Here is a 25,327-nt window from a genome sequence, read left to right as displayed (position 1 = left end):
CGGCTCCTCGGGATCCGGGTTCAGCGGGTCTGCTCGGCGAGCTCCCGCCGCAGCTGCGCGGCGATCTCGTCGACGTGCGGCGGGTCGAGGAGCGACAGATGGTGGCCGCCGACCTCTACGACCGACAGGCGCGGGCACACCTCGTCCCAGCCGAGCGTCTCGTCGTCCCGCTCATAGGCCGGGTCCCGCACGGTGTGCGGCGCGGTCTCGGTGGCCCGGTAGAGGACCACGCGCCCGTCGTAGCGGTCCGGCCGGTGGGCCTCGCCGATCCTCAGGTCCAGGTAGGAGGAGCGCTGGTGCTCCAGAGCGGCGGCGGGCACGTCGGCGGCCTCGCGCAGGGCCCGCAGCACGGTGTCGATGCGTGTGCCGTCGTCGTCCGTCGCCACCAGTTCGTCGTACGGCAGCTCAAGGCGGACCCCGTAGGTGTCGGCCACGTGGCGGGCGAAGCCCGTGAAGTGGGCGCGGATCCGGTCCTGCGGCGTGCGCCCGGGCTGTGGCAGGGGTCGTACGGAGTCGATGAGAACCACCAGCTCCACGTTCCGCCCGGCGGCCGTGAGCTGCCGCGCGGTCTCCTGGGCGACGAAGCCACCGAAGGACCAACCACCCAGCAGGCAGGGCCCGTTGGAGTGAGTGGCGGCGATGACTTCGGCGTAGCGGCTCGCCTTCTCGGTCACCGTCGTGGCCTGTTCGAGCCGCTCCAGTCCGTACACCGGCCGGTCGTTTCCCAGTCGCTTCGCCAGCGCCCGGTAGACGTCGATGGTGCCGCCGGCGGCGTGAACGAGGAACAGCGGCGGCAGGGCGCCGCCGGATCGCAGAGTACGCAGCGGCGAGCCGTCCCCGGCCGGGACCGCTTGACCGATGCGAGCGGCGAGTTGCTCGACCGTGGGGGTGCCGAGCAGATCGCGCAGTTGCAGTTCGACGCCGAACTCGCGCTCCAGGGCGGTACGGATACGGACGGCCATCAGGGAGTCCAGCCCGAGGTCGGCCAGGGCGGTGGCGGGGGTGACACGACCCGGCGCGTGCCCCGTGACGGCGGCGATGTGCCGGCACAGGCGGGCCGCGACGGAGGTGTCGCGCGGAGCTGTGGCCCGCTCCTCCGGCACGGCGGTGATGGTCGGTGCCGCCCGTCCGTCCGTCCACCAGTGCCGGACGTGCCGCCAACGCGGCGACGGCAGGTCGATGACCCGACCGGACGGCAAGGGCAGGCGCAGCCCCGCCGCGTACAGGGCACCCAACTGGGTCAGGAACGCGGCGGAGTCGTCGGCGTCGCGGTGCAGTGTGCCGACGGCGAGCGCGCCGGGTGCGGTGTCGGTGACGGCCCGGACCAGCACCGGGTGCGGCGAGATCTCCACGAAGGCGGTGTGCCCGTCGGCCGCGGCAGCCGCGACCGCCCGGTCCAGACGCACCGGCCGCCGTAGGTTCGCGGCCCAGTGGCCGGCGTCGAATGCGGAGTCTCCGCGGGGGTCGTCGAGAACGGTGGAGTAGACGGGAACGCGCGGCCGTCTGCTCTCGATCCCGGACAGGGAGTCGATCAACTCCGGTAGCAGAACGTCGACTTGGGGAGAGTGCCCGGCGCCGGCCACTCGCATGGCGCGGGCGGCCCGCCCTTCCTCCTCCAGCCGCCGCACGAGCCGCGCCACCGCGGCCTCCTCGCCGGTGACCACCTTCTGGCCGGGGGAGGAGTGGACGGCGACATGGACACCGGAGAAGTCCCTTCGCAGGGCGCCGAGTTCACCGTCGCCCACGTCGACGACCGCCATGGCGCCGCCCCGCAGCCGACCGAGCAGCCGGGCCCGTACGGCGACGATCCGCGCCGCGTCCGGCACGTCCAGGGCGCCCGCGCACACCGCCGCGGCGACCTCGCCCATGGAGTGGCCGATGACGGCCGCGGGTTCCACGCCGTAGGAGCGCCACAGTTCGGCGAGCGCGACCTGGAGGCCGAACAGGACCGGCTGGGCGACCTCCAGCAACTCCAGGCCCTCGCCGGAGGCCAGGTGGTCGTACAGCGACAGCCCGCACTCCGGGGCGAGCTGAGCGTCGATCTTCTCCACGGCGGAGACGAAGGCGGGCTCCTCGGCCAGCAGCCGGCGCCCCATGCCGGCCCACTGGCTGCCGTACCCGGAGAACACCCACACAGGGCCGCGCCCGACGAGATCACCCTCGCCGGTCAGGAGCCGAGCGTGAGGTCGGCCCTGCGCCAACGCGTCCAGCACGTCGGCGAGTTCACCACGATCGGCGGCGGCGACGGCGGCCCGCACCGGCCCACGGCCGGCCCGCCCGGCGAGTGTCCGGGCGATGTCGCCGGGACGTACGGCACCTGCCTCGGACGTGCGGAGCCAGTCCGCCAGCCGGGACGCGGTGTCCCGGAGGCGCTCGGTGTCGACGTCGGAGAGGAGATGGAGGCGGGCGGCCGGTTCCTCGGCGGGGGGCGGCGACAGGACGGCGGGCCGCCGTTCCTCCAGCACCGCATGGGCGTTGGTGCCGCCGAAGCCGAACCCCGAGACCCCGGCGGTGGCCGTGCCGCCGTACCGCGGCCACGGCTCGGGCTCGGTCACCACCCGCAGCGGTGCGTCGCCCAAAGAGCTGCCCTGCGCGCAGTGCAGGGACGGCGGAAGGACGTCGTGGTGCAAAGCCAGCACCGTCTTGACCAGCCCGGCGATACCCGCCGCCGACTCCAGATGACCCAGGTTTCCCTTGACCGAGCCCAGCAGCAGCGGCTGGTCGGGGTCACGTCCCGCACCGAGGACGGCGCCGAGCGCGCCCGCCTCGATCGGGTCGCCCAGCGGGGTACCGGTGCCGTGTGCCTCGACGTAGTCGACGGCGGACGGATCGAGTCCGGCCCGTGCGTAGGAGGTCGCCAACAGGGCTTGCTGGCTCAGGGGGTTGGGCGCCAGGAGGCCGTTGGAGCGGCCGTCGGAGTTGACGGCGGTGGAGCGGATGACGGCGAGCACGCGGTCGCCGTCGCGTTCGGCGTCGGACAGCCGTTTCAGGAGCACGGCAGCGCAGCCCTCGCCGCGTCCGATGCCGTCGGCCGCCGCCGAGAACGGCTTGCACCGCCCGTCCGCTGCCAGCGCCCCGGCCCGCCCGAACGCGACGCCGATCGTGGGGGAGAGCAGCACGTTGACCCCCGCGGCGATCGCCATACCGCTCTCGCCGGTGCGCAGGCTGACGCAGGCGTGGTGCACCGCGACCAGCGAGGAGGAACACGCGGTGTCGACGGCCATGCTCGGCCCACGGGTGTCCAGTACATACGCCACCCGGCCCGCGGTCACACTCAGCGCCGCACCCGCCGGGGCCCACGGGTCGACGGCGCCCGCGTCGGCGCCGGTGAGCCGGCCGTACTCGGGGGCCGAGACACCGACGAAGACACCGGTGTCGCTGCCGGCGAGCGAGGCGGCCGGGACCGCGGCATGGCCGAGCGTCTCGTGGACGACCTCCAACAGGATCCGCTGCTGCGGATCCATCACCGCGGCCTCGCGCGGAGTGATCCGGAAGAAGTCGGCGTCGAAGCCCGCGATGTCGTCCAGGTAGCCGCCGTGGGAGGGAGCGTCGGCGGGCGGAAACGCGGTGAAGTCCCGCCACCGGTCCTCGGGCACCCGCCGGATCGCGTCGACGCCCTCGGTCAGCAGCCGCCAGTAGTCGCCGGGGCCGTGCACGCCCCCGGGCAGCCGGCAGCCGACCCCGATGACGGCGACGGGCTCGCCGAAGTCGGAGGCGCGCGAGGCCGGTTGGGCCGGGGCCTCCGCCTCGACGGCGCACAGGCGGGCCACCAGCGCATCGCCGGTCGGCGCTTCCCACAGCAGGGTCGCCGGCAACTCACGTCCCGCGAGCCGGGACAACTCCCCGGCCAGGACCACAGCGTCCCGCGAAGCCATGCCGAGATCGGCCAGCGGCCGGTCCATCGGAACGGCCTCGGGACCGGCCCCGATCCAGGCGGCCACCCGCTGCGCGATCAGCCGGCGTACCGCGCCTTCGTCGGGGGCTCTCATTGCGCACGCTCCACGGCGTGTGCGGCGTCCAGGTGCGGCTGATGGGTCGGCTTCCGGGTCATGTTGCCGCCGGGGACGCTGGGCATGGTCGGGGTTGGCCCGTTCCTGGTGGCCGCCCGTTCCGCGATCAGCTGGCTTGTCGCTCCTCCGCCCGGGGCATTCATCGCGCACGCCCGGCTCTGTCTGTCCCGTCCAGGTAGCGTTGACAGGTCAGCGCCCGCGAGACCTTGCCTCCGGGTGTGCGGGGTGCGGTCGGGTTGGTCTGCGGGGCGGGCCCGTTCCAGGTGGTCACCCGATGCGCGATCAGCTGGCGTATTGCACCTTCGTCGGGGGGCTCTCATTGCGCACTTTCCGCGGGGTTTGTGCCGTCCAGGTGCGGCTGATGGGTCGGTTTCCGGGTCATGTTGCCGCTGGGGACGCCGGGCATGGTCGGGTAGGTCTTGGGGTCGGGCCCGTTCCAGAAAGTCACCCGTTTCGTGATCAGTCGGCGTATCGAGCCTTCGTCGGAGGGCTCTCATCGCGCACGCTCCGCCGCATATGCGCCGTCCAGGTAGCGTTGACGGGTCAGTGCCCGCGAGACCTTGCCGCTGGAGGTGCGGGGCACGGCGCCCGGTGCGACCAGGACGACCTCGGCCAGCCGCAGGCCGTGTCGGCCCGAGACGGCGGCACGTACGGCGTGAGCGAAGGCGGGTACGTCGATCTCGGCGAGGCTCGTGGCCCGCACGTGCTCGGCCACGACGACCACCCGCTCACCCGTGCCGCCCGGTACTCCGAAGGCGGCCAGCCGGTCCCGCCGCACGGCGGGATGGGCGTCCTGGGCCGTGGCCTCCACGTCCTGCGGATAGTGATTGCGGCCGTCGACGACGATGAGGTCCTTGAGCCGGCCGGTCACGATCAACTCCCCCTCCAGCACGGTGCCCAGGTCACCCGTGCGCAGCCAGCCGCCGGACCCGGCGTCCGACTCGGCGCCGAAGACGCGCCTGCTCTGCCGCTCCTGATTCCAGTAGCCGCGGCCGACGTTGGGGCCCTGCACGCAGATCTCCCCGACCTCCCCCTCGGACATGACGGCCCCGCAGACGGGGTCGACGATGCGCACCCGCTGGCCTGCCGGGGTGCCGCAGCCCGCCAGCAGCACAGCCCTGGGATCGTCGGGCCGTGCGGGCAGGGCCTTCCCGGAGGCCAGGGCATCGCGGTCGAGCGCGAACCGGCTCAGCGGCCGGCCGGGCGAGGCCGCGCTGACGAAGACGGTCGCCTCGGCCAGCCCGTACGACGGGCACTGCACGTCCGGTGACAGCCCCTGCGCGGCGAACGCGGCGTGGAAGCGGTCGACCGTACCCGGGCGAACCGGCTCACTGCCGTTGATCAGCGCGGCGATCCCGTCCAGCCGCAGATCCGCCTTCTGGACGTCGGTGACGGCGGAGGCGCAGTAGTCATAGGCGAAGTTGGGCGCGGCGCTCAGCGCACGCGGATGCGCGGCGAGCAGCCGCAGCCAGCGCGCGGGTTCGTGCAGGAACGCCACCGGCTCCATGAGCACCGACAGCACACCGCGTACCACCGGGGCGGCGACACTCAGGACCAGCCCCATGTCGTGGTACAGCGGCAGCCAGCCCACACAGGTCACCGGGTGGGCGTCCGCGCCGTAGGCGGTCAGCGCCTGACGGGCGTTGGCGACGACGTTGGCATGGGTGATCTCGACGCCCGCCGGGGTGCGGGTCGAGCCGGAGGTGTACTGCAGATAGGCGATCTCCGCCGCGTCCGGCACCACGGGCTGCCAGTCCCCGGCGGCGGCGTCGGGCACCTGGTCGGCGGCGACGATCCGCACCGACATGCCGTCGCAGAAGTCCCGCACCTCGTCCAGGACGCGGCTCGTCGTCACGGCGACCGCCGGACGGGCGTCGGCGAACACGGCCGAGAGCCGGTCGCCGTGCCCCGGCAGGCCGGGCGGATACAGCGGTACGGCGACCAGGCCGGCGGCGAGCGAGGCCAGGAAGGCGGTGACGTACTCCGTGCCCTGCGGGCACAGCAAGGCGACCCGTGCCCCGGGCTCGGCCTCCTCGGCGAGCCGGGCGGCCAGCGCCCGCACCCGCAACTCCAGGCGCCGCCAGGTCAGGGTGCGATGGACGCCGCGCGAGTCGGGGGCGGGATGCTCGACGAAGGCGAACGCCCGGCGGTCGGGGGTGGTGTCGGCCCAGTGCCGCACGTACTCCGGCAGACTCCGGAACACGGGCGCGAGCGGGGGGCGGCGGCTGTCCATGGGGCATGGCTCCAAACGTCGCGGGGTACGGCTTGCGGGTCACAGCAGTCGCAGGGGGCAGGTGAACTCGCCGCTCAGAGCGGGATGTTGCCGTGCCGGCGCTCCGGCATCGGGGCCCGTTTGCCGCGCAGCGTGCGCAGGGCACGGCAGACATGGGCGCGCGTTTCGCGCGGGGCGATGACGTCGTCGACGTATCCGCGCTCGGCGGCGAGATACGGCGTCCCGTGCGTGCTCTCGTAGGCGGCGACCAGGCGGGCCCGCAGCGCCTCGGGGTCGGCGGCGGCGGCCAGTTCGCGCCGGTGCAGTACGCCCACCGCGCCCTCGGCGCCCATCACGGCGATACGGGCGGTCGGCCAGGCGAGGCTGATGTCGGCGCCCAGGTGCTTGGAACCCATGACGGCGTACCCACCGCCGTACGCCTTGCGTACCACGACGGTGACCTTCGGGACGGTCGCCTCGGCGTAGGCGTAGAGCAGTTTGGCGCCGCGCCGGATGATCCCGGCCTGCTCCTGACGGACACCGGACAGATAACCCGGCACGTCGGCGAAGGTCAGCAGCGGCACGCCGAATGCGTCGCAGAACCGCACAAAACGCGCCGCCTTCTCGGAGGCGTCGATATCGAGGACCCCGGCGGCGTGCAGCGGCTGATTGGCCACGACACCGACGGACCGGCCCTCGACCCGGGCCAGCGCACAGATGATGTTGGGTGCGAACAGCTCCTGGACTTCGAGGAGTTCACCGTCGTCGACGACCGCGCGCAGGACGTCGTGCATGTCGTAGGCCTGCCCCAGCCGATCCGGCACCACCTCGTCCAGCCACGCCCCGTCCGGCACCGGCCCCGGGGCGTACTCCGGCGGCCGCTCCAGGTTGTTGGCGGGCAGATAGGACAGCAGCTCCCGGACGGTGTCGAAGGCGTCCTGCTCGTCCGCGGCGAGGAAGTGCGCGTTGCCGTTGACGGCGTTGCTGGTGCGGGCGCCGCCCAGGTCCTCGGCGCTGGTGCGCTCGCCGGTGACCGCCTCGATGACGTCGGGTCCGGTGACGAACATGTGCGAGGCGCCGTCCACCATCACGGTGAAGTCGGTGATGGCGGGGGAGTACGCGGCCCCGCCGGCGCACGGCCCGAGGACGACCGAGATCTGCGGGATCACCCCGGACGCCCGTACATTGCGGCGCACCAGCTCGGCGTAGAGGGCGAGCGAGGCGACCCCCTCCTGGATGCGGGCGCCGCCGCCGTCGTTGAGCCCGACGACCGGGCAGCCGATCCTCAGAGCGAGATCCATCAGCGCGACCGCCTTCTCACCGAAGGCCTCACCCATGCTGCCGCCGAAGACCGTGGAGTCCTGCGCGAACACGCAGACCGTACGGCCGTCGACCGTGCCGTGCCCCGTCACCACCCCGTCGCCGTACGGACGACGGGCACCGTCCCCGGCGGCCCGCGCCCGCACGAACAGGCCGGTCTCCGTGAAGGAGCCCGCGTCCATCAGCCGTTCGATCCGCTCCCGGGCCCCGAACTCCCCACGCCGCCCCGGCCCGCCCGAAGCCACCGCCTTCGCCCGCCGGCCCGCCAGCTCGGCGATGCGCCCGGCGGTGCGGTCGGCAGAGCGGTCGGGAACGCGCGTCGCCGTCTCCCCGGCGCGGGATGTTGTCACCTCTCGCGTCACAGCCACCTCCGAAGTGGCTTTCGAATATGGCAGCGACGCAGGGCCGGAAGGGGGGAATCACTGTTCTATTTGCGGGAGATGAGTCCCGCGGTGACGGTGTTACTCCATGCGTGACAAGCACATGCCGAAACCGGGTGGCTCGGTCACCTTCCGAAGACCAGGCCCGTGGTCGACGAGCGTCACCACCGCCCCGCATGCGCGCAGCGGGCACACGGCGCACCCTGGTGCCATGGCCGACGCACAGCCCATCGTGATCTATCCGCCCGCCGAGGACGGCGGCCGACGGGTCCGTGTGGGCGACCATTTCCGCGGGATGGCGTACGGCCTGCTGGACATCGTCGAGTTCCTGCGCCTCGCGGGTCTGGAGGACGCGGACGAGACGTGGGTGCGGCAATCCGGGCTGGTCGAGTGGCGGGGCGGCGGCGCGGACGTGTGGAAGCAGTGATCCGTCGGCGGACCGGGTCGCCGTCAAGGGCCTTGCCCGGGAGCGCGCCCCCGGCCTGGACGCCGAGCTGAGGTGTTTTCAGCGGCCAGCCGGCACCGGGCGCCGCTGTCGCGCAGCGTGAGCCGCACCAGCTCCAGCCCGATGCCGAGCGGAACCCCGGCGCCGTCGTGGAATTCGGGAAGGCCCCTCGGGAAGAGTCCGGCAGGCCCGAAGCCCTCCAGGGACGGCTCGACGCCGAAGTGCGCGAGGGAGGGAACTTGCGGCTCGCGGACGGACAGGTGTTCACGGTCGGCGGGGTCGTACCCGGTGACGCGGCAGACGTGGGGGAACTGCGCGCTTTCCTTGCGAGGGCCGGCGGGCGTGCGGTCAGAACCAGTGCAGGCAGTGCGGGGAGCGCTCGGCGCGGAAGAGGTCGTCGGCGAGGGCGGCCGTGCCCGGGCGATGGGCCCGGATGTGGCCGGCACGCACGAGCGTGCTCGGGGCGGTGCCGCCGAGGTAGACCGAACCGAGGTCGCGCACGTCCAGCGAGAGGTCGGGCTCCCGGTCCGTCGGGACGCAGTCGGCCTTGCTGTCCCGGACGGTCAGCAAGTAGCGGCCGTGCTCGCCGAGGAACGGGTCGTCGACGTCGAGGACGAGCTCGCCGTCCGTGAACCAGCCGCGCGCGGTCAGCGCGCGCGGGACGTCCAGCAGCCGCACCCAGAGCCAGTCCATGTCGCCGCCCACCTCGCCGGCGCGGATGTCCGCAAGCTGCCAGCGCAACGGGTGCCCGGGCGGGACGTGCCTGAACACGACCTGAGAGACCAGGTCGTGTCCGAGCACGAACCGGGCCAGGGCCGTGAAGACGGCGTCGTCGACGGCGATGGTCTCGTCGACCGTCAAGGTGTTCGAGTCGCCGATCGAGTAGCTGGCGTACCCGTCCGGGACGCCGTCGGCGCCCCGGTGAACGGCGACGTAGCGCGGCGCCGGCGAGATCGGGGGCTGGCCCGCGCGCAACGCCCACCAGCGGTGCGGCCGGGACAGCGCGCCGGGCTGGGCGCGGCGGTACCGGTCGTAGACCTCTTCCAGAATCTCGCCGCACTCGGCACTGCGCAGCACCTCGACCGAGCCGTCGTCCGGGCCGGTCGCCGGTGCCTGGGCCACCGCGTGCGCCCGGGGAACGGTGAGGGCGGCCTGGTGCCGCGGCACCGTCAGTCGCGCCGTGTAGGTCGCCGGTCCGTAGCCGAACCTGCCGTAGATGGGGGCCTCGGAGGCCAGCAGTACGGAGAGGAAGTCCCCGCCGGCCCGCAGCTCGGTGAGCTGGTGCCGCATCATCGCGCTGAGCACGCCCTGGCGCCGGTGCGTGGGCAGGACGCCGACGGCGGTCACTCCGGCGACCGGGACGAGGGTCTCACCGGGCAGAGTGAGCTCGAAGGCGTGGGTGGCGGCCGTGCCGACGGGCCGCCCGTCCGCCGTCCGGGCGAGCATGCAGCGGTCGATTTCGAGCGCCGACCACCAGAGCCCGCCGCCCTCGACCGGGGTTTCCGGGAAGCGCCCGAACGCGGCATGGACCGTGTCGACGAAGACGTCGAAGTCCTGGTCGGTCGTGGAACGGATCTCCATTGCTGCCGCTGCCTCCCCGTGCTGCCGACACCACGGCCCGTGGTGCCCCGCCACAGTGCAGCGTGGCCCCCCGGCAAGGTCAATCGAATTACGGCCGGGCCGACCCATGGCAAAGCCGACCTGCCTCCCCGGCCGCCGCCGCAGACCTCTCTCGTCGACTTCGTCGTGCGCTCCGGGGGCAGCGACGACCGACCTGCGGTTACTGGTACGAGAGGGATAATCGTGGCAAGGGTGTTCAAAGGGTGGAGCGACATTGATCCGCGTTCTTCTCGTTGAGAAAGCCCGCCTCGTGCGGGGAGCCTTCGCCGCTCTCCTCTCTCGCGAAGAGGACATCGAAGTCGTAGCCGAAGCCGAGGGCAATGGAGAGGTGCTCGCGCGGGCACAGGTGTGCCGCCCCGACGTGGTCGTGATCGGCGTCGACTCCGAGGAGGGGGAGGAGATCGCAGCGGGGGGTGAGCTGTCGGACTGCCGGATGCTGCTGCTGATGGCCTCGACGACCCCCGAGCGCCTCCGCCGCATCCTCGCCCTGCGGGCTCCCGGTCTCATCAGCACGAACGCCCCGCCGGACCGTCTGGTCCACGGCGTCCGCAAGCTGGTCAGGGGGCAGCGGTTCATCGACCCCGAGTTCGCCATGGTCGCCCTCGACGCGGGAGAGAACCCCTTGACCCCGCGGGACGTGGAGATCCTCTGTCTGGCCGCCGAGGGCATGCCCACACGGGACATCGCCGAGCGGCTGTCCCTGTCCCTGGCCACGGTCCGCAACCACCTGTCGGCGATCACCAGGAAGACCGGCGGACGCAATCGGATCGACGCCATCCGGATCGCCAGGGAATCGGGCTGGATGTGATCGTACGCAGGCGTACGCAGGCGTACGCAGGCGTACGCAGGCGTACGCAGGCGTACGGAGACGGACGAGGTGAACAGTGAGCCGCGGGAGGGCACGAGCCGCCTCCCTCACCGTGCCGTGTGCGCCTTTCGCGCGCGGCCCGGGCACGCTGATCGTGGTGGCGCACCGCATCAGTCCGACGCCGCGATCTCTGCGGTGCGGCCGACGGTGGCCAGCAGCCGCAGCCCGCTGCCGCCGATGCCTTGGACGAAGCCCTGAAGGGCAGGTTGCAGGGCCTGTGACACACGGCCACCACGCCGAGGATCGCCCCGGCCGTCACACCGTTGTGCACCAGCCACGGCGCGCCGAGCGGGATGAGCAGCAGGGGCCGGCGACACGGCCGCCCGCGCCGCCGCGTCCACCTGCGCGCCCGTCTGCGCCCGTACCCGGTCCTCTCCACCGCACAAGACCACGTCCGCAGCACGCCCGCGAGGACCGTCGTGGTCCGGGCGATGCGTTCGTCCGTCAGAATGACCGGTGTCCCGACCCCTTTCGACAGGCTGATGTTGCCGCCCCTGCCCGTGCCCAGCACGGGACACCGGGGTTGCTGTGCCTGCCACCTCCGCCGCTGGGGAACGGTCGGATCCAGGGTCTGCGGCTCGAGTACCGGTCAGGGTGGTTCACCTCCTCCCTGCCCTCGTGGGAACGGGAAGCTGTCGCCGTGCGGCGGGCTGCGTCGGTCGGTGGGCGCGAGGAACGGCAGCCCCACCGGGCGGTCGTGAAGGGCCGAGCCGACGGCGAGCAGGACGCCCGCGCTGCCGGTGGCCAGGTCGGTGGAGAGCCGCAGCAACTGGTCGCCAGGGAAGGCCAGATGCCCCCGGTAGCCCAGCGCGTGCCGGGACAGACGGCGCACGTGCTCCGCGACCACCGGGTCCCGCACGGCGGCGGTGCCCGGCGGATGCGGTCGGCTGAGGGCCAGGATCATCCCGGCCATGCCCGTGAGGAGTCCCGGCTGGATGAAGAAGCGCCCCGCGGCGGCGGTCCGCATCGCGGCGGCCGCCGCGCAGAACCGGTCGTCCGCACGATGGGCGAGGTAGTCGTCCAGCACCAGGCCGATGCCCGCGCTGCCGTTGCCCAGATACGGCAGGGTGCGCCGGCCGTCGTCGACCTCCAGCGCCCCGCTGTCCCGGACGACGCAGCGGCGCAGGTCCCGCCGCAGCGCGGTGCCCGCCAGATCGAGGAACTCCGGGTCGCCGGTGTACTCGTACAGCCGCAGGAACATCAGGGCCGGCCCCGTCCAGCCGCGCAGCAGGCCCGCGGCCAGGACCTCGTCGGCGCGGTCGGCCGATGCCAGCCGGTCGGCGACGAGGCCTGCCACCGAGAAGGCCGCGTCACCCAGCGCGGGCTCCCCGGTGGCGGCGGCGAAGTGCTGGAGGTTCAGTCCGATACCCGCCAGCCCTCCGTGCAGGCCGAGCCCCAGCCGCTGCCACGGCTCGCCCAGGCACATGTCGAGGATCTTCATCGCGGTGTCGCGGTGGCCGAGCCGGTCGAGGACGTACGCGACGCCGTGCAGGCCGTCGTAGAGGCCGAGGCGTGTTCCTGGCCGCGGGTGCAGGGCGTGCCGTACGAGCCACTCCTCGTGGTCCGGCCGGCGGGCTGCCCCCACCGCCTCCAGCGCGTACAGCACCCCCGCCGCACCGTGCGCGAGCCCCAGCCCTCCGCCCGGCGCGGTGAACTGCTCCACGTCTCCCGGGAACAGCCGGTCGTCCCGCTCCGGGGTGGCGGCCGCCAGAATGCCGGCGGCCATGGAGGCGCGGGCCCGTAGCCAGCCGTGGTGGTCGGGTCGCAGTCGCCGCGGCGACGCGGAACCCGCTGTCGTGCCGGCGTCCTCCCCGGTGATCACTCGTACGGCTTCGTCGAAGTACCCGCGGGGGAGTGGAAACTCCCGGGCGGCCTCCTCGGCGAGTTGCTCCGCCTTTCCCGGGTCCAGCTCCAGCAGGCCGGTGAGCGGCATGAAGAGGGAGAGCCGCAGACAGGCCAGGGCGAAGTGGTCGATGTCGACCCCGGTGCGGCCGGCCGGTGCCGTGAGGCCGGGGGCGGCGAGCCGCTGCCGTCCTCGCTCGGCCGCGTCCGCCGCCCCCTCGAAGTCGATCAGTACGACCCGGCCGTCGGGGCGGACCAGCATGTCGTCGCCGTGGAGGTCGCCGATGATCACGCCCCTGCCGTGCACCGCGGCCACGGCCTGCTCGACCTCGTCGAGCATGTCGAGGGCCCAGGAGGTGTAACCGCCCGTGTGCGTGACGTGGGCCCGCGGCAGCACCAGGGGGTACTGGTCCACGAAGAGGCTGTCGAGCGTCTGCCCTTCGATGAACTCCTCGACCAGGAAGTGGTGTTCGCCCAGCACGAAGTGGTCGAGCAGGCCGGGCACGCAGTCGAGCCCGCGCAGCCGGCGGAGGATTTCCTCCTCGCGCCGCTGCCGGGTGACCGCGTCGGTGCCGTCCCGGGAGAGCCCCGCGTACGGCCGGGCCTCCTTGAGGATCACCCGCCGGCCGGTCCGTGTGTCGTGACCGGTGTAAAGGCCGCCACCGTTGGACAGGCGCACGGCGCCCTCGATGCGGTACGGCAGCTCGGCGACGGTCGCGCTGTCGCGCGCCGCCAGATGGGGATCGAGGAACCGGGGCGGCGTCACCCACTCCGGCACCCGGAAGGACGGTCCCCGCACGTCCGGCACCAGCCGTCCCGCCCCGTCCGCGATCGCGGGCACGATCTCGCCGTCCGGCGACACGCAGGTCCGGGAGACGAAGCCGCCGTACCTGACGTACAGAGGGCCCGTTCCCCATCGCAGGTCGCTGAGCACGTACGGGCCCGGCCGGCCCCGCAGCAGGGCCCCCAGCTCGGTGAGAACCGCCTCCAGCGTGGTGTCGTCGGCCGGGTGGAGGGTGATGAACTCTCCGCTCGAACCACGGTCGGCGTACTGGGCGTTGGCCCGCAGGAGCCTGTCCGCGCTGCGCAGGAACTTGAAGGCGACGCGTCGGGAGACGCAGTGGTCCCACACCTTGGTGAGGACGTCCTGGGCATGGTCGAGGGCCACCGACACATGGATCTTCCAGCCCTGCGGCGGCAGCTCGACGCCGAGGGGACTGAGCACCACCCAGTCGTCCAGCCAGGAACGCTCCCACGCGTCGGGTACCGGGCAGTGGGCCTGGTAGAAGTCGTCGCCCTGCTCCTGGAGACGGCTGGGCGTGTCGTAGAAGTCGGGATCCATGAGGCAATAGGCCTCGTAGCGCATGTCCACGGGAGTCTCCGCACGCTCCGCTCACGGGCTCTGCGCCCGGCGGCACATCTGTGGCTGCTGCGGTCTTCGGAACGTCTCTCGACGTCAAGGGGATCGTTGACCCGGTATCACTCCTGAGGATCGCAGAGTCGTCCGCCGTGGAACACCACCGTTCCTCACGCGTGCGGAGTGAAGCCGTCCTCCCGGGGCCGGGAGCAATGACCACTCGCCCGGGCTCGTTTTCACGACCCGGGCGGTCACGCGGCAGACGGACGCTAGTTCCTGCTGAGCGTGCGGGTCACCCCCGCCACGACCGCGGTGGTCAGGACCCAGCCGATCGCGATCAGCGCGTAGGCGAGCCCCTGCACGCCCCCCTGCGCCCAGTGCCAGTGGTCGCGCTGGCCGAGACCGCCGATCGGCACCAGCAGGTCGAGGGTGTAGACGACCGGATTGAACGGCGTCCCCTCGTCCTTGGCGTTCGCCACGGGGTCGTGCGCCGCGAACACGAGCGAGCCGATCAGCGTGAGCAGGGCCAGCCAGATCCCGGCGATCCACGGGCGGTAGCCGTATCCGACCGTGGAGTCGAGCAGCCAGCCCCAGGTTCTGCCCGCCGGGCCCAGCGTCGCCCGGCGGCGCCGCTCCCGTACGAGCAGCACCCGCCGTGCCTCGTCCTCGTGCCCGCACCTGCGGTAGTGGGAGGCGAGTTGCTCGTACGGCTGCGGGACGTAGACGGGCTGGCGGCGCAGCCACGCCAGCCGGTTCTCGACGTCCTCGCGCCGGGTGTGCGCCGTCTCACCGAGCCAGCCGTACGTCAGCCCGTCCAGGCCCAGCGTGGCCGGCCAGGTCGACGGGTGGTCCTGGATACGGTCCGCGTGCGCGGTGCGCAGGTTCACGCCGCCCGCGGGCCTGTACCGGAACCGCAGGTCGAGCGCCCCGGCCTGCATGCCCACGCACATCAACGACGTGCCGGAGCCGAGCAGTTCGGCGTCGTCGAAGGTCAGCAGGTCCTCTATCCGTACGCTGCGCAGCCGCACCCTGCCGTCGGTCGTGAACCCCCGTGACAGCCGTACGGTCGACGACTTGAGCATGTCCCCGTGGAAGGCGTACGCGTCCGGGGCGCCCACCGTGATCCGGGCCCCGCGCATCCACAGCCCGCCCGGCAACTCGGCCCCGGGGAAGCTGACTTCGCCCTCTGCGACGAACCCGTCCTCGCAGAACACACCGCCCCGCATCACGAGACCACCGGCATCCACCGCCATCCGGCCCGGCGCGATCAGCCGTGCCCCGTCGAGCCGCAGTGCTCCCGCGATGTCCGCGTGCACGAGTTCGACAGCGTCGTGCCCGTCCCCGCCGATGGTCGACCGGCGCAGGTCGAGACGGCCGCCGAACCGTGCCGTCGGCGCCCGGAAGCCGGGCAGTGTGCAGTCGACGATGCTCACCCCGAGCGTCGTCGCGCCCTCCAGGCTGACGGCCTCGTCGAACAGGCACGCCTCGAACCGCACGGACCGCCTGACCTCGGCCCCGTCCAGCAGCAACGCCCCGGTGACGTGGGCACCGCGCAGGACGTACGGCTCGGCTCCCGGGGCCGCGTCGAGGATGTCCCGTCTGACGCCTTCCGCGTCGACCGTCCGGCCGGGGTCAGGCGACACGGGCGGTCACGAACTCGGTCCGGGTGCCGGCCTCGTGCCCGAACCACACGGGTGTGGTGGTGTGGTGGTGCGGTCGGCTTGCGGTGTTCATCGGGCTCCAGGCGGTCCGTGCGGCAGGCGTGCACTCTCTGCTGGAGACAGTGCCTGGGACGGCAGCATTCCACACCACCCGCGGTCACTGCCCGGGCGTGAGGATGTAGCTGTTGAGTGTGCCCACCGTGGTGAGGGGGCTCGGGGAGCCGGCGTCGTAGCGGTCCACGGCGAGGTAGTTGGGCTTCTTGCGGGCGGCGGGTGTGCAGAAGTTCTGCACACGGTTGAGGAGTTTGCCGTTGTCGGTCTGTGCGGTGGAGCCGATGGTGTAGTCGCGGAAGTGGTTCATGACGAACAGCGGGTGGAAGGCGGACGAGTCCGTGGTGAGGGGCCTGGTGTCCCAGCGGCTGTAGCAGGACCAGTCCGAGGCGCCGATTCCACCGCCCATGGACCAGTAGTTCTCCACGGTCCACTCGCGCTGGTACATGACGCCGAAGGTGTCGCGGGTGCTCCAGCCGCTCGCCGTGTCGCTCGCCCGGGTCCGGTCGCTGAAGATCAGCAGTTGCCTGCCGCGGGCGGCGAGGTCGGCCATGGTCGGCCAGCCCTTGGTGGCCACGCCCTCCTGGTCGGGCCGGTACAGCACGTCGGAGAGGCCGTTCACGGAGGCGAGGGAGGACTTCAGCACGTCGGAGGAGGCGTAGTCCTCCAGGAAGACGGTGGCGAACTGGCCGGGGTGGGCCCTGAGGAAGTCGACGACGCGCTGCAGGTCGGTGGCGAGCGGGACGGGGCTGCTGACGCCGTCGCAGCTGTTGTGGCAGAGCACGGCCTGCCCGTTCACGGTGTAGTCGTCGAGCATGAAGCCGCGTACGCCGTCGGCCAGTTGCTTGCTGATGCCCGAGTTCTGGTTGGGGAACCAGCTGACCGGGAACGTGGCGAAGTCGCCGTCGACGCCGTTGGCGAAGGCGTTGTGCGCGGTCAGGAAGGTGACCTGGTCCAGGGTGCGGGTGTCGGCGGAGGGCATCGCCGTGGTCGCGTAGGTGACCGGGGTGAGGTACCAGCGAGCGAGGTCGCCCGAGGAGCCGAGCTGTACGGCCGCGGCGTCGGAGGCGGAGCCGGTGAGGTACTGCGAGGTGCCGGGGGCGCCGATGGTGTAGGTGCTGTCGGCACTGGAGGTGATCGTCCAGGTCGTGCCGTCCGCGCCGCAGGTGGTGGTCACCGCGGAGGTTCCGCTGCGGCCCAGACAGGTGGCGGACTCGTCGGCGTTCCGCAGCTGGTATCCGCCGCCGACCGCGACCGGGGTCCACTGCTGGTGGTCCTCGTTGCCCTTGGGGTTGTGCGCGGCAACGGTGCCGCTGCTGCCGGCGGCGTTGCGGCCGGTGGTGTAGTTCTGCAGATAGACCGAGGAGGTGGGGACCGCAGCAGAGGCCGTGCCGGGAAGCAGGGCGGGCGTGGACAGGGCGAGGGCGGCGGAACAGCACAGGACGCGCAGGGGGCGCAGGCGCACGGGAGTTTCCCTTCACTCCGGCACGGGCGTGCCGATGATGACCGAGGCATGACATATCCGTTGACACGTGCGATGCGCCAGACGTCGTGGGTGAATTCCTGCCGCTGAACCATATTTTGATGGCCCGTCATGTCGCGGGGGCCGCCGCCCGCCCTGCCCTCTGCTTCTGCACGGCGGTGTCGGCCCCTGCCGTGGTGTCCTAGAGTGACTCTCATCTGACCTGGCACTTTAGGGACCTGCGAGGACACGCGAACCATGCCGACCGAAACGTTTGAGTTCCAAGTAGAGGCCCGTCAGCTGCTCCAGCTGATGATCCATTCGGTCTACTCGAACAAGGACGTCTTCCTTCGGGAACTCGTCTCCAACGCCTCCGACGCGCTCGACAAGCTGCGCCTGGCCGCGCTCAGGGACGACAGCCTCGACGTCGACACCACCGACCTGCACATCGAGATCGAACTCGATCCGGACGCCCGTACGCTCACCGTACGGGACAACGGCATCGGGATGTCGTACGACGAGGTCGGCAACCTCATCGGCACCATCGCCAACTCCGGTACGGCCGCCTTTCTCGAGGAGCTGAAGGAGGCCCAGGACGCGGCCGGGGCCGAGGGGCTCATCGGGCAGTTCGGCATCGGCTTCTACTCCGGCTTCATGGCGGCCGACGAGATGACCCTGGTGACCCGGCGCGCCGGGGAGGCCCGCGGCACCCGCTGGTCCTCGCGCGGCGAGGGCACCTACACCCTGGAGAGCGTCGACGAAGCGCCGCAGGGAACCGCCGTCACGCTCCACCTCAAGCCGGCCGACTCCGAGGACCAGCTGCACGACTACACCTCCACCTGGACGGTCAAGGAGATCGTCAAGCGGTACTCCGACTTCATCACCTGGCCGATCCGGCTCGTCCCCCAGCCGGGCGGCGACGGCGCGGACATGCCCGAGCCGGAGACGCTGAACTCGATGAAGGCCCTGTGGGCCCGTTCGCGCGACGAGGTCTCCGACGACGAGTACCACGAGCTGTACAAGCACGTCAGCCACGACTGGCGCGAACCCCTGGAGACCATCCGCCTCCAGGCCGAAGGCACCTTCGAGTACCAGGCCCTGCTGTTCCTCCCGGCGCACGCCCCGCACGATCTGTTCACCCGGGACGCCCGGCGCGGTCTCCAGCTCTACGTCAAGCGCGTGCTGATCATGGACGACTGCGAGGCGCTGCTGCCGCCGTACCTCCGCTTCGTCAAGGGCGTCGTCGACGCGCAGGACCTCTCCCTCAACGTCTCGCGCGAGATCCTCCAGCAGGACCGGCACATCCGGATGATCCAGCGCCGGCTGACCAAGAAGGTCCTGTCATCGGTCAAGGAGATGAAGGCGAACGAGTCGGACAAGTACGCCGCGTTCTGGCGGGAGTTCGGTGCCGTACTGAAGGAAGGGCTGTTCGGCGACCCCGACAACCGTGACGCCCTGCTCGCGGTCGCGTCCTTCGCCAGTACGCACGCCGAGGACGGGGCGACCACGCTCCAGCAGTACGTGGAGCGGATGAAGGACGGCCAGGACGACATCTACTACATGACCGGCGAGTCCCGGCAGAGCATCGAGAACTCCCCGCACATGGAGGCGTTCCGGGCACGCGGCGTCGAGGTCCTGCTGCTCACCGACCCCGTCGACGAGGTGTGGGTCGACGCCGTGGGCGAGTTCGAGGGCAAGCCGCTGCGTTCCGTCGCCAAGGGCGAGATCGACCTCGACGTCCAGGGCGACGAACAGGCCGACGCCGAGCGGGAGAAGCAGGGCGAGGTCTACGCCGGTCTGCTGGGCTGGCTGAAGGAGCAGCTGGCGGAGGAGGTGAAGGACGTGCGCCTGTCGACGCGGCTGACCGTCTCCCCGGCGTGCGTCGTCTCCGACGCCCACGACCTGACTCCGGCGCTGGAGAACATGTACCGGGCCATGGGCCAGGAGGTCCCGGCCACCAAGCGGATCCTTGAACTCAACCCCTCCCGTCCGCTCGTGCAGGGCCTGAACCAGGCGTTCCAGGAGGAGCGCGAGGACCGCACCGAACTCGTCGAGACAGCCGAGCTGTTGCACGGTCTGGCCGTCCTGGCGGAGGGCGGCCAGCCCAAGGAGCCGGCCCGTTTCGTGAAGCTGGTCGCGGAGCGGCTGGAGCGCGGCCTGCGCTGACGGAGGCAACAGTGCCTCGCCGCAGCGGTACTCGACACGGCCGGTCCGTGCCGAGTACCAGAGGCGGCGGTCAGTACTCCGGTGGGGCGTTCTTCACCGGCACGGCCCGCGTGAACAGCAGATGGCAACTGCCGCCCCCGCTTCGGCTGTTGGAGTCGGGAAGGCCGGCGTCTCCTCATGGCGCCGTCCCTGTTGCAGGCAGTGGCAGAGCTGGAGCTGGCCGAGCATGCGGTTGAAGAGGTTTCCCTGGGCGGTCGCGTGCCCGTCTCCGTGCTCCTCGCGGGCCCCTGCGTGTGATGCTGGCCTTCTGCCCGGTGGGCCGGGTGATGGGTGAGGCGCTGGCGTATGCCCTCAGCCCGCAGGCGTCAGCGAAGCAGTTGCGGTCGTCTCCGACCTCGGCGAGCACCCGGGAAGCGAGCTGGATGCCGAGTCGGGGGAAACTGAGGACGATCTCAGCGTCCGGGTGCTGAGGGAATGTGTCCTCCTCCGCCTCGGACAGATTGTCAGCCGCAGTGCAGGCGGCCTCCAGCTGGACCAGGAGCGCGAGCATCCGTTCAGTCGATCTTGCCGAGCTTCTTGAAGCCTGTGCGGGAGCGCCGGGCAGCTATCTGTGGTTCATGGGTGGGGGCCTGTCCGGCGAATCATGCCGGGCGGCCCCGTCGGCGGTGAATCGCTGTAGCGACCCGCCGGACAAGGAGCTGGGTGGAGCAGGGGGGCCCGCCGGTAATTACCTGGACATCGGTCGCGGTGATCGGGGACGCTTCGCGCGATGACCAGAATCGACGACACCCCGCCCGCGTGGGACGAGCGCACCCAGCTCACCACGTTCCTCGACTACGCACGTGACACCGCCCGAGCCAAGTGCGCCGGCGTCTCCGCGGACAACGCACGCAAGGCGCTCCTGCCGGGCTCACCGCTGATGACCATGAGCGGAGTGATCAACCACCTCCGCTGGGTCGAGTACTACTGGTTCCAAGTGGTCTTCCTCGGCGAGGAAGACCGGGGCCCCTGGATCGAGGAGGACCCCGACCGCGAGATGCGAATCGCCGTCGACTTCCCGCTCACGCAGTTGCTCGACGAATACGCCGAACAGAGCGCCCACTACCGCGAACTGGTCGCCGGGAACGCCCTGGACAAGCAGGCCCAGCGAGCCGTCCGCAACGGCCTCCACGTCGACCTGCGCTGGATCCTCCTCCATCTCACCGAGGAGACCGCCCGCCACAACGGCCACCTGGACATCCTGCGCGAGATGCTCGACGGCACCACCGGCGACTAGATCCGGCGGAGATGATGGGCGGAGCCAGAGTCGGATCGAGGCGACGGTGACGGTGCCGTGGAAAAATCCGACAGGTCGGCCGCCATTGCTGCCGCGGGCTTGGCGGTTGGCCTGGCCCGCTGGTTCCTCGGTTCGGGGATGGTGTGCTTGATCTGGCGTCGGCGCAGGTAACGGCGGGTGCGACAGGAGCAACATGCCTCGTCGCCGCCGAGATGGGCGGGCCGCGTGCGAGGGCGTCCGCCCCCGGGGCGGCCAACACGGATGCGTTCGATGACCGGAATGAGCTGCGGAGCGTCGCCCCATTGGCCGGAGTGATCAGCAGGGCCGGAGGCGGCGTCCACCCTCACCGGCGAGGTGGGTCCCGCAGGTCAGGCAGCCCCGGGAGCGTCCGAGTGCCTCGTCGGACGAGCTGCCGCTGGTGCAGGAACATCCCGCCGCCCGCGAATCCGAGGGCGTGCACAGCCTCCTGGCCGCGGCCGTCAGGGAGGTGGTCAGCAAACATGGCGCACGGATGTGGTCGATCTGGTCGGTGCGAGCGACGCGTTCGTGGCGTGATACCTGTCGGGACTCCTTCAAGGCGCCGACACCCCGGACCGTCTGCAGCGAGCCGTCACCACAGCGGTGTTCGCCGTCGGTAGCCGGGGCGACCGGGAGGAGTTGCCGACACCGGACGAACTCACGCTGCTCGACGAACCCGACGGCACCACCGTCCGCGCTCGGATCCGGTTTCCGGAGCGCACCGGGCCCGCCGACCTGAAGTCGGCGGGGCCCGGCTGTCGGAGGGGCGAAGTCCCTTGCCCTGACGGTCAGTTCAGTTGATGCGGACGATCTGCCAGAGCTGGTCGTCGACGGTGAGGCTGTTCCACTGGACGACGGCGGCTCCGTCGGTGGTGGAGGACTGGGCTACGCCGGCGGCGAGGGTGCTGTTGACGTTGCGGAGTCTGTAGTAGCCGTTGCCGGCGTCGGTGAGGGTCCACTTCTGGGAGTCGGCGCTGGAGGGGGTGTTCTGGACGACGGCGGCACCCGCGGTGCTGGAGGAGCCGCTGATGTCCAGGTTGAGGTTGCTGTTGACGTTCTTGATGGTCCAGGCTCCGCTGCCGGCGGACTGGAAGGTGAACAGCTGGCAGGTGCAGGCGGAGTTGTGCCACTGCTCGGTAGCCGTGCCGGTGGCGGTCGAGGCACCCGGGATGTCGAGGTACTTGCCGCTGTTCTTGTTGACGAGGACGTACTGGCCCGTGGTCAGGGTCGGCAGGGCGGTCTGGGTGAGGTTCCAGCGCTGGCAGGCGCATCCGGTGCCGCTCCACTGGCCCGCGGTGGTGCCGGCGGTGGTGGAGGCTCCCGGGATCTCCAGGTACTTGCCGGTGACGCGGTTGGTGATGGTGTAGCCGCCGGAGGGAGCAGGAGCGACGGCCCACTCGTGGTCAGGGGTGCCGTTGTCGTCCCACTGCAGGATCTTGGCGCCGTCGGCGGTGGACTGGTGCTCGACGCCGAGGACCTTGCCGCTGGCGATGTTGAAGATCTTGAAGTAGCCGGAGGGCTGCTGGACGAACTTCCACTGCTGGTCGGTGCCGTTGGTGGTGTTCTGCTGGGTGGCGTAGGTGCCGTTGCTGGTGGAGCCGCCCACGATGGTGAGCATCAGGTGGCTGCCCGCGTCGGAGACGGTGTACGTGGCGCCGTCGGAGATGCCGCCGCCCAGGTCGATGGTGCCGTAGGAGACGGGGTTGAGGCTGGAGCCGTTGTAGCCGCCGCTGAGCACCAGCAGGCTGTGGCCGTCGGCGAGCGGGAGCATACCGCGGCTGTAGCCGCCCGGGACCGTCGACTGGATCCGGGTCCAGGCGTTCGCGGCGCCGTTCTGGGTGTTGAGGAACAGGTCGGTGCTGCTTTGGGCACTGACCACGAGGGTGCCGTTGGGGCCACCGGTGGGCAACCAGGTGAGGAACGGGTTGCAGCAGGGGACGTTGCCGTCGGTGGTCCTGAGCGGAATGCCGGTGACGTTCCCGAACGCCTCCGGGTCGGAGGAGATCTTGTAGTAGACCGCGAAGTCGCCTTCCGGCGCGCCGCCGTACTCGTACGTCATCACGTAGTTGCCGTTGGGCAGCTTCGCGACCGTGGCCATGCCGGGGCGGTCGCTGTAGTTGGGCATCGCCACGTCGTCCACGACGGAACCCCAGGTGACGCCGTCCGTGCTGACCTGGTGCACCAGCTTCTGGCCGTGGCTGGTGTCGCGCTGGTCGGAGTAGTAGACGATGAGCCTGCTGCCGTTGACGAGGAAGAACGGCTCCCACACGGGGGTGTAGCCGTTGCTGGAGATCGCCCGGCCGCCGGTGGCGATGTTGCTGACGAAGGTCCAGGTCAGGCCGTGGTCCGTGCTGGCATACATGTCGATCTTGGTGGCGGCCCGGTCGCTGGGCACGGAGTCGCCCGCGATCAGGAGGGTTCCGGCGGGGAAGTTGCCGATGGCGGTGGGCAGTTCGAACAACTGGGGCTCCCAGCGCATGCCCCAGCCGTTCTGCGTGTCGGCGACGTCCGAGATCCTCGTCCAGGAGCTGCCGTTGTCGGTGCTTCGGTAGACCGGGAACACGGGCGTGCCGGAGGTGTACTGCTCGAAGGTGGCGAGCATCGTGCCGTTGGACGAGCCGCTGTGCTCCAGCCGTATCGCTCTCGGGTAGAGCGAACCGGGGGCCGGTGCGTTGGAGGGCGGGGTGTACATGGTCTGCGAGGACCGGGAGAGGGCGTGGGCACGGCCGGCCGCGGGGGCGACGACTGTGCCGACTGCCGCGACCAGGGCGAGCAGCAGGAGGAGAAGGGGGAGGGGGCGGGGACGTGGTGCGGCGCCGGGTCTGGCGCCTGGCTGGGCTGGGGACATGTGCGGCTCCCGAAGCGGGGAAGGGAAGGGCGTGTTTCGGTGTCCGCTGCCCCTGGGACCAGGCCCGGCAGGGGACGGCGGAGTTCGGTGGGCATGGCGCCCGGAGCTCGATCGGGCGGTGGGCCGTACGCGGCTCGCAAACGGCGGACTTGCGGCCCGGGCGGAGGACCGGGTGGTGCGAGGTTGTGTCAGCGCGGCAAGGGCGGCGGGGGTGCGGTCGAGCCGCGGACGATGAGTTCGACGGGTGGGTCGCTTGCCGGTGGCGGGTCGGTGTCGGGCTGTTCGATGGTGTGGACGAGCAGCCGGATGCCTTCCCGGGCCGCGGCCTCGAAGGGCTGGCGGGCGGTGGTCAGGGGAGGTGAGACGTAGGCGCAGACGGGGTTGCCGTCGAAGCCGACCACGCTGATGTCCTGTGGCACGCGGCGTCCGGCTTCCCGCAGGGCGTGGATGAGGCCGATGGCCATCTCGTCGCCCGCTGCGAACACCGCGGTCACGGACGTGTCCGAGGCCAGCGCACGGCCTGCGGCGTACCCGGAGGCCGCCGACCAGTCGCCGTTGAGCAGCGGGGGTTCGTGGGCACCCCGGGCCGCGAGCGCTGCCTGCCATCCCTCGATGCGGTCCCTGGTGGCGTACCAGCGCCGTGGACCCGCGAGGTGATGGACGGTCGCGTGGCCCAGATCGAGCAGGTGCTCGGTGGCTGCCCGGGCCAGGTCGTGGGCACCCACGCCCACGGTCACCGTGCGGGTGGCGGTGAAGGCCGGTGGTGCTCCGATGAAGAGGACCGGGACGTCGGGGCGGACTTGGACCTTTCCCTCCACGATGGGCTCCGAGACGACGATGCCGTCCACGCCCTGCTCGAGGAGCGACTCCAGGGCGCCGGCGATGCCGTCCGGGCCGCCGTCGGGCGTGTTGACGATCCGGAGGGCGTATCCGGCGTCCCGCACCGCGTGCTCGATGTGCACGAGCAGGGAGGCGGTGCCGTACCCGGCGGTACCCAGAGCGACGACGCCGATGGAACGGGTGCGTCCGGAGGCCAGCGCCCGGGCGGCGTGGTTGAGCCGGTAGCCCAGTTTCTCGGCGGCCGCCAGGACCCGTCGGCGGGCCTCGTCGGAGACGTACGGCTCGTTGTTGAGGACACGGGAGACCGTCTTGCGCGAGACGCCGGCCACCCGCGCGACGTCCGCGCTGCGCGGCGCCGGGGCCCCCGCGCCGCGCTCCGCACCTGATGTCATGGAATCTCCCGATGGTCGACTGTCCGGGCCGAGCGAGGCCATCGATATGACCGCGCGGTCTGACCGCGCGGTCATATCTACGCATCCGGCGGCGGTACGTCAAGGGTTCGCGCAAAGTCGGCTGCGGCGTGTGCGCCGGGGCTGTGGAGCCCGCAGGAGGGAGTCTGTGCAGGTCAGAGGGTAGGTGCTTGACCGAGGTCGGGTCCGGGCGGCCGAATGATCCGCGCGTCGCGGACCTGGGCGGCTGAGACGTGCTGGATGCGAAGCCTTGACAGAGCATCCCCGGAACGTTCACGCTTCCTCGCGTTCGCAGATCGACTTTGTGCGATCGCGTTTGCTTCTGGTCGCACCGACCGGTTTACCGTCCTACCCCTTCGGGCCGACGTGCCATGCCTGGATACGAGAGCCCTTTCAGGAGCCGTACATGGACCTCTCTCCCTCGGGTCTCTCTCTGCCCTCTCCCAGCCGTCGTGGTCTGCTGCGTGGTGTGGGGGGTGCTGCCCTGCTTGCGGGTGCGGGCATACCCCTGCTGTCCGCGTGTGGCGGCAGTGGTTCGTCG

14 protein-coding genes and 1 pseudogene are annotated in these 25,327 nt (G+C 71.4%); 4 read left to right on the top strand and 11 right to left on the bottom strand.

Annotated features, from left to right (window positions below):
* Positions 1 to 20: 20 nt before the first annotated feature.
* The 3 genes from LJ657_RS46300 to LJ657_RS46290 form a co-directional block, all read right to left on the bottom strand.
* Positions 21 to 3,989 (bottom strand): type I polyketide synthase, encoded by a 3,969-nt coding sequence (locus LJ657_RS46300; protein ID WP_232655749.1) that lies wholly within the window; start codon positions 3,987 to 3,989, stop codon positions 21 to 23.
* Positions 3,990 to 4,503: 514 nt separating this feature from the next.
* A complete protein-coding gene (locus LJ657_RS46295) occupies positions 4,504 to 6,243 on the bottom strand; it encodes a fatty acyl-AMP ligase (RefSeq protein ID WP_232655748.1) in 1,740 nt (579 codons plus the stop codon).
* Between the two features lie 74 nt (positions 6,244 to 6,317).
* Positions 6,318 to 7,892, bottom strand: a complete 1,575-nt coding sequence (locus LJ657_RS46290; protein WP_232655747.1) for an acyl-CoA carboxylase subunit beta — start codon at positions 7,890 to 7,892, stop codon at positions 6,318 to 6,320.
* Between the two features lie 241 nt (positions 7,893 to 8,133).
* Between LJ657_RS46290 and LJ657_RS46285 the strand changes: the two genes are divergently transcribed.
* Complete coding sequence (locus LJ657_RS46285) at positions 8,134 to 8,349, top strand: hypothetical protein (RefSeq protein ID WP_232655746.1); 216 nt, start codon at positions 8,134 to 8,136, stop codon at positions 8,347 to 8,349.
* Positions 8,350 to 8,715: 366 nt separating this feature from the next.
* Here LJ657_RS46285 and LJ657_RS46280 read toward each other — a convergent pair whose 3' ends face one another.
* Complete coding sequence (locus LJ657_RS46280; protein ID WP_232655745.1) at positions 8,716 to 9,948, bottom strand: GNAT family N-acetyltransferase; 1,233 nt, start codon at positions 9,946 to 9,948, stop codon at positions 8,716 to 8,718.
* A gap of 289 nt (positions 9,949 to 10,237) precedes the next feature.
* Between LJ657_RS46280 and LJ657_RS46275 the strand changes: the two genes are divergently transcribed.
* Positions 10,238 to 10,795 carry a response regulator transcription factor gene (locus tag LJ657_RS46275; RefSeq protein ID WP_232655744.1) on the top strand — a complete coding sequence of 186 codons (558 nt, stop codon included), beginning with the start codon at positions 10,238 to 10,240 and terminating at the stop codon, positions 10,793 to 10,795.
* A gap of 649 nt (positions 10,796 to 11,444) precedes the next feature.
* On the opposite strand, the gene lanKC is transcribed toward LJ657_RS46275, so the two are convergent.
* The 3 genes from lanKC to LJ657_RS46260 all read right to left on the bottom strand — a co-directional run bounded on the left by lanKC (position 11,445) and on the right by LJ657_RS46260 (position 17,225).
* The gene (lanKC, locus tag LJ657_RS46270; RefSeq protein ID WP_372488072.1) at positions 11,445 to 14,069 is read right to left on the bottom strand and encodes a class III lanthionine synthetase LanKC; all 2,625 of its coding nucleotides are present in this window, start codon (positions 14,067 to 14,069) and stop codon (positions 11,445 to 11,447) included.
* A gap of 254 nt (positions 14,070 to 14,323) precedes the next feature.
* Entirely contained in the window at positions 14,324 to 15,697 is a 1,374-nt protein-coding gene (locus LJ657_RS46265; RefSeq protein ID WP_232655743.1) for an oxidoreductase, read from the bottom strand.
* A gap of 175 nt (positions 15,698 to 15,872) precedes the next feature.
* Entirely contained in the window at positions 15,873 to 17,225 is a 1,353-nt protein-coding gene (locus tag LJ657_RS46260) for a phosphoinositide-specific phospholipase C-related protein (protein ID WP_505016532.1), read from the bottom strand.
* 261 nt (positions 17,226 to 17,486) lie between these two features.
* On the opposite strand from LJ657_RS46260, the gene htpG reads away from it, so the two are divergent.
* Positions 17,487 to 19,394 (top strand): molecular chaperone HtpG, encoded by a 1,908-nt coding sequence (gene htpG, locus LJ657_RS46255; protein ID WP_232655742.1) that lies wholly within the window; start codon positions 17,487 to 17,489, stop codon positions 19,392 to 19,394.
* A 175-nt stretch (positions 19,395 to 19,569) separates the two neighbouring features.
* Here the strand turns inward: htpG and LJ657_RS46250 are convergent, their stop codons facing one another.
* Positions 19,570 to 19,944 carry a transposase gene (locus LJ657_RS46250; RefSeq protein ID WP_232655741.1) on the bottom strand — a complete coding sequence of 125 codons (375 nt, stop codon included), beginning with the start codon at positions 19,942 to 19,944 and terminating at the stop codon, positions 19,570 to 19,572.
* Positions 19,945 to 20,163: 219 nt separating this feature from the next.
* Here LJ657_RS46250 and LJ657_RS46245 point away from each other — a divergent pair, with 219 nt between their 5' ends.
* Positions 20,164 to 20,670, top strand: a complete 507-nt coding sequence (locus tag LJ657_RS46245) for a DinB family protein (protein ID WP_232655740.1) — start codon at positions 20,164 to 20,166, stop codon at positions 20,668 to 20,670.
* Between the two features lie 18 nt (positions 20,671 to 20,688).
* Here LJ657_RS46245 and LJ657_RS46240 read toward each other — a convergent pair.
* The 3 genes and pseudogenes from LJ657_RS46240 to LJ657_RS46230 all read right to left on the bottom strand — a co-directional run.
* Positions 20,689 to 21,072: pseudogene (locus tag LJ657_RS46240) on the bottom strand (IS5/IS1182 family transposase); the annotation flags it as partial.
* A 409-nt stretch (positions 21,073 to 21,481) separates the two neighbouring features.
* Positions 21,482 to 23,536 carry an RICIN domain-containing protein gene (locus LJ657_RS46235; RefSeq protein WP_232655739.1) on the bottom strand — a complete coding sequence of 685 codons (2,055 nt, stop codon included), beginning with the start codon at positions 23,534 to 23,536 and terminating at the stop codon, positions 21,482 to 21,484.
* A 188-nt stretch (positions 23,537 to 23,724) separates the two neighbouring features.
* Entirely contained in the window at positions 23,725 to 24,768 is a 1,044-nt protein-coding gene (locus LJ657_RS46230) for a LacI family DNA-binding transcriptional regulator (RefSeq protein WP_232655738.1), read from the bottom strand.
* Between the last annotated feature and the right edge of the window lie 559 nt (positions 24,769 to 25,327).

The organism is Streptomyces guryensis (assembly GCF_021261325.1).
Lineage (GTDB): Bacteria > Actinomycetota > Actinomycetes > Streptomycetales > Streptomycetaceae > Streptomyces > Streptomyces guryensis.
Note: the sequence above shows the minus strand (reverse complement) of the source record. Positions and strands in the feature narration are given on the sequence as shown.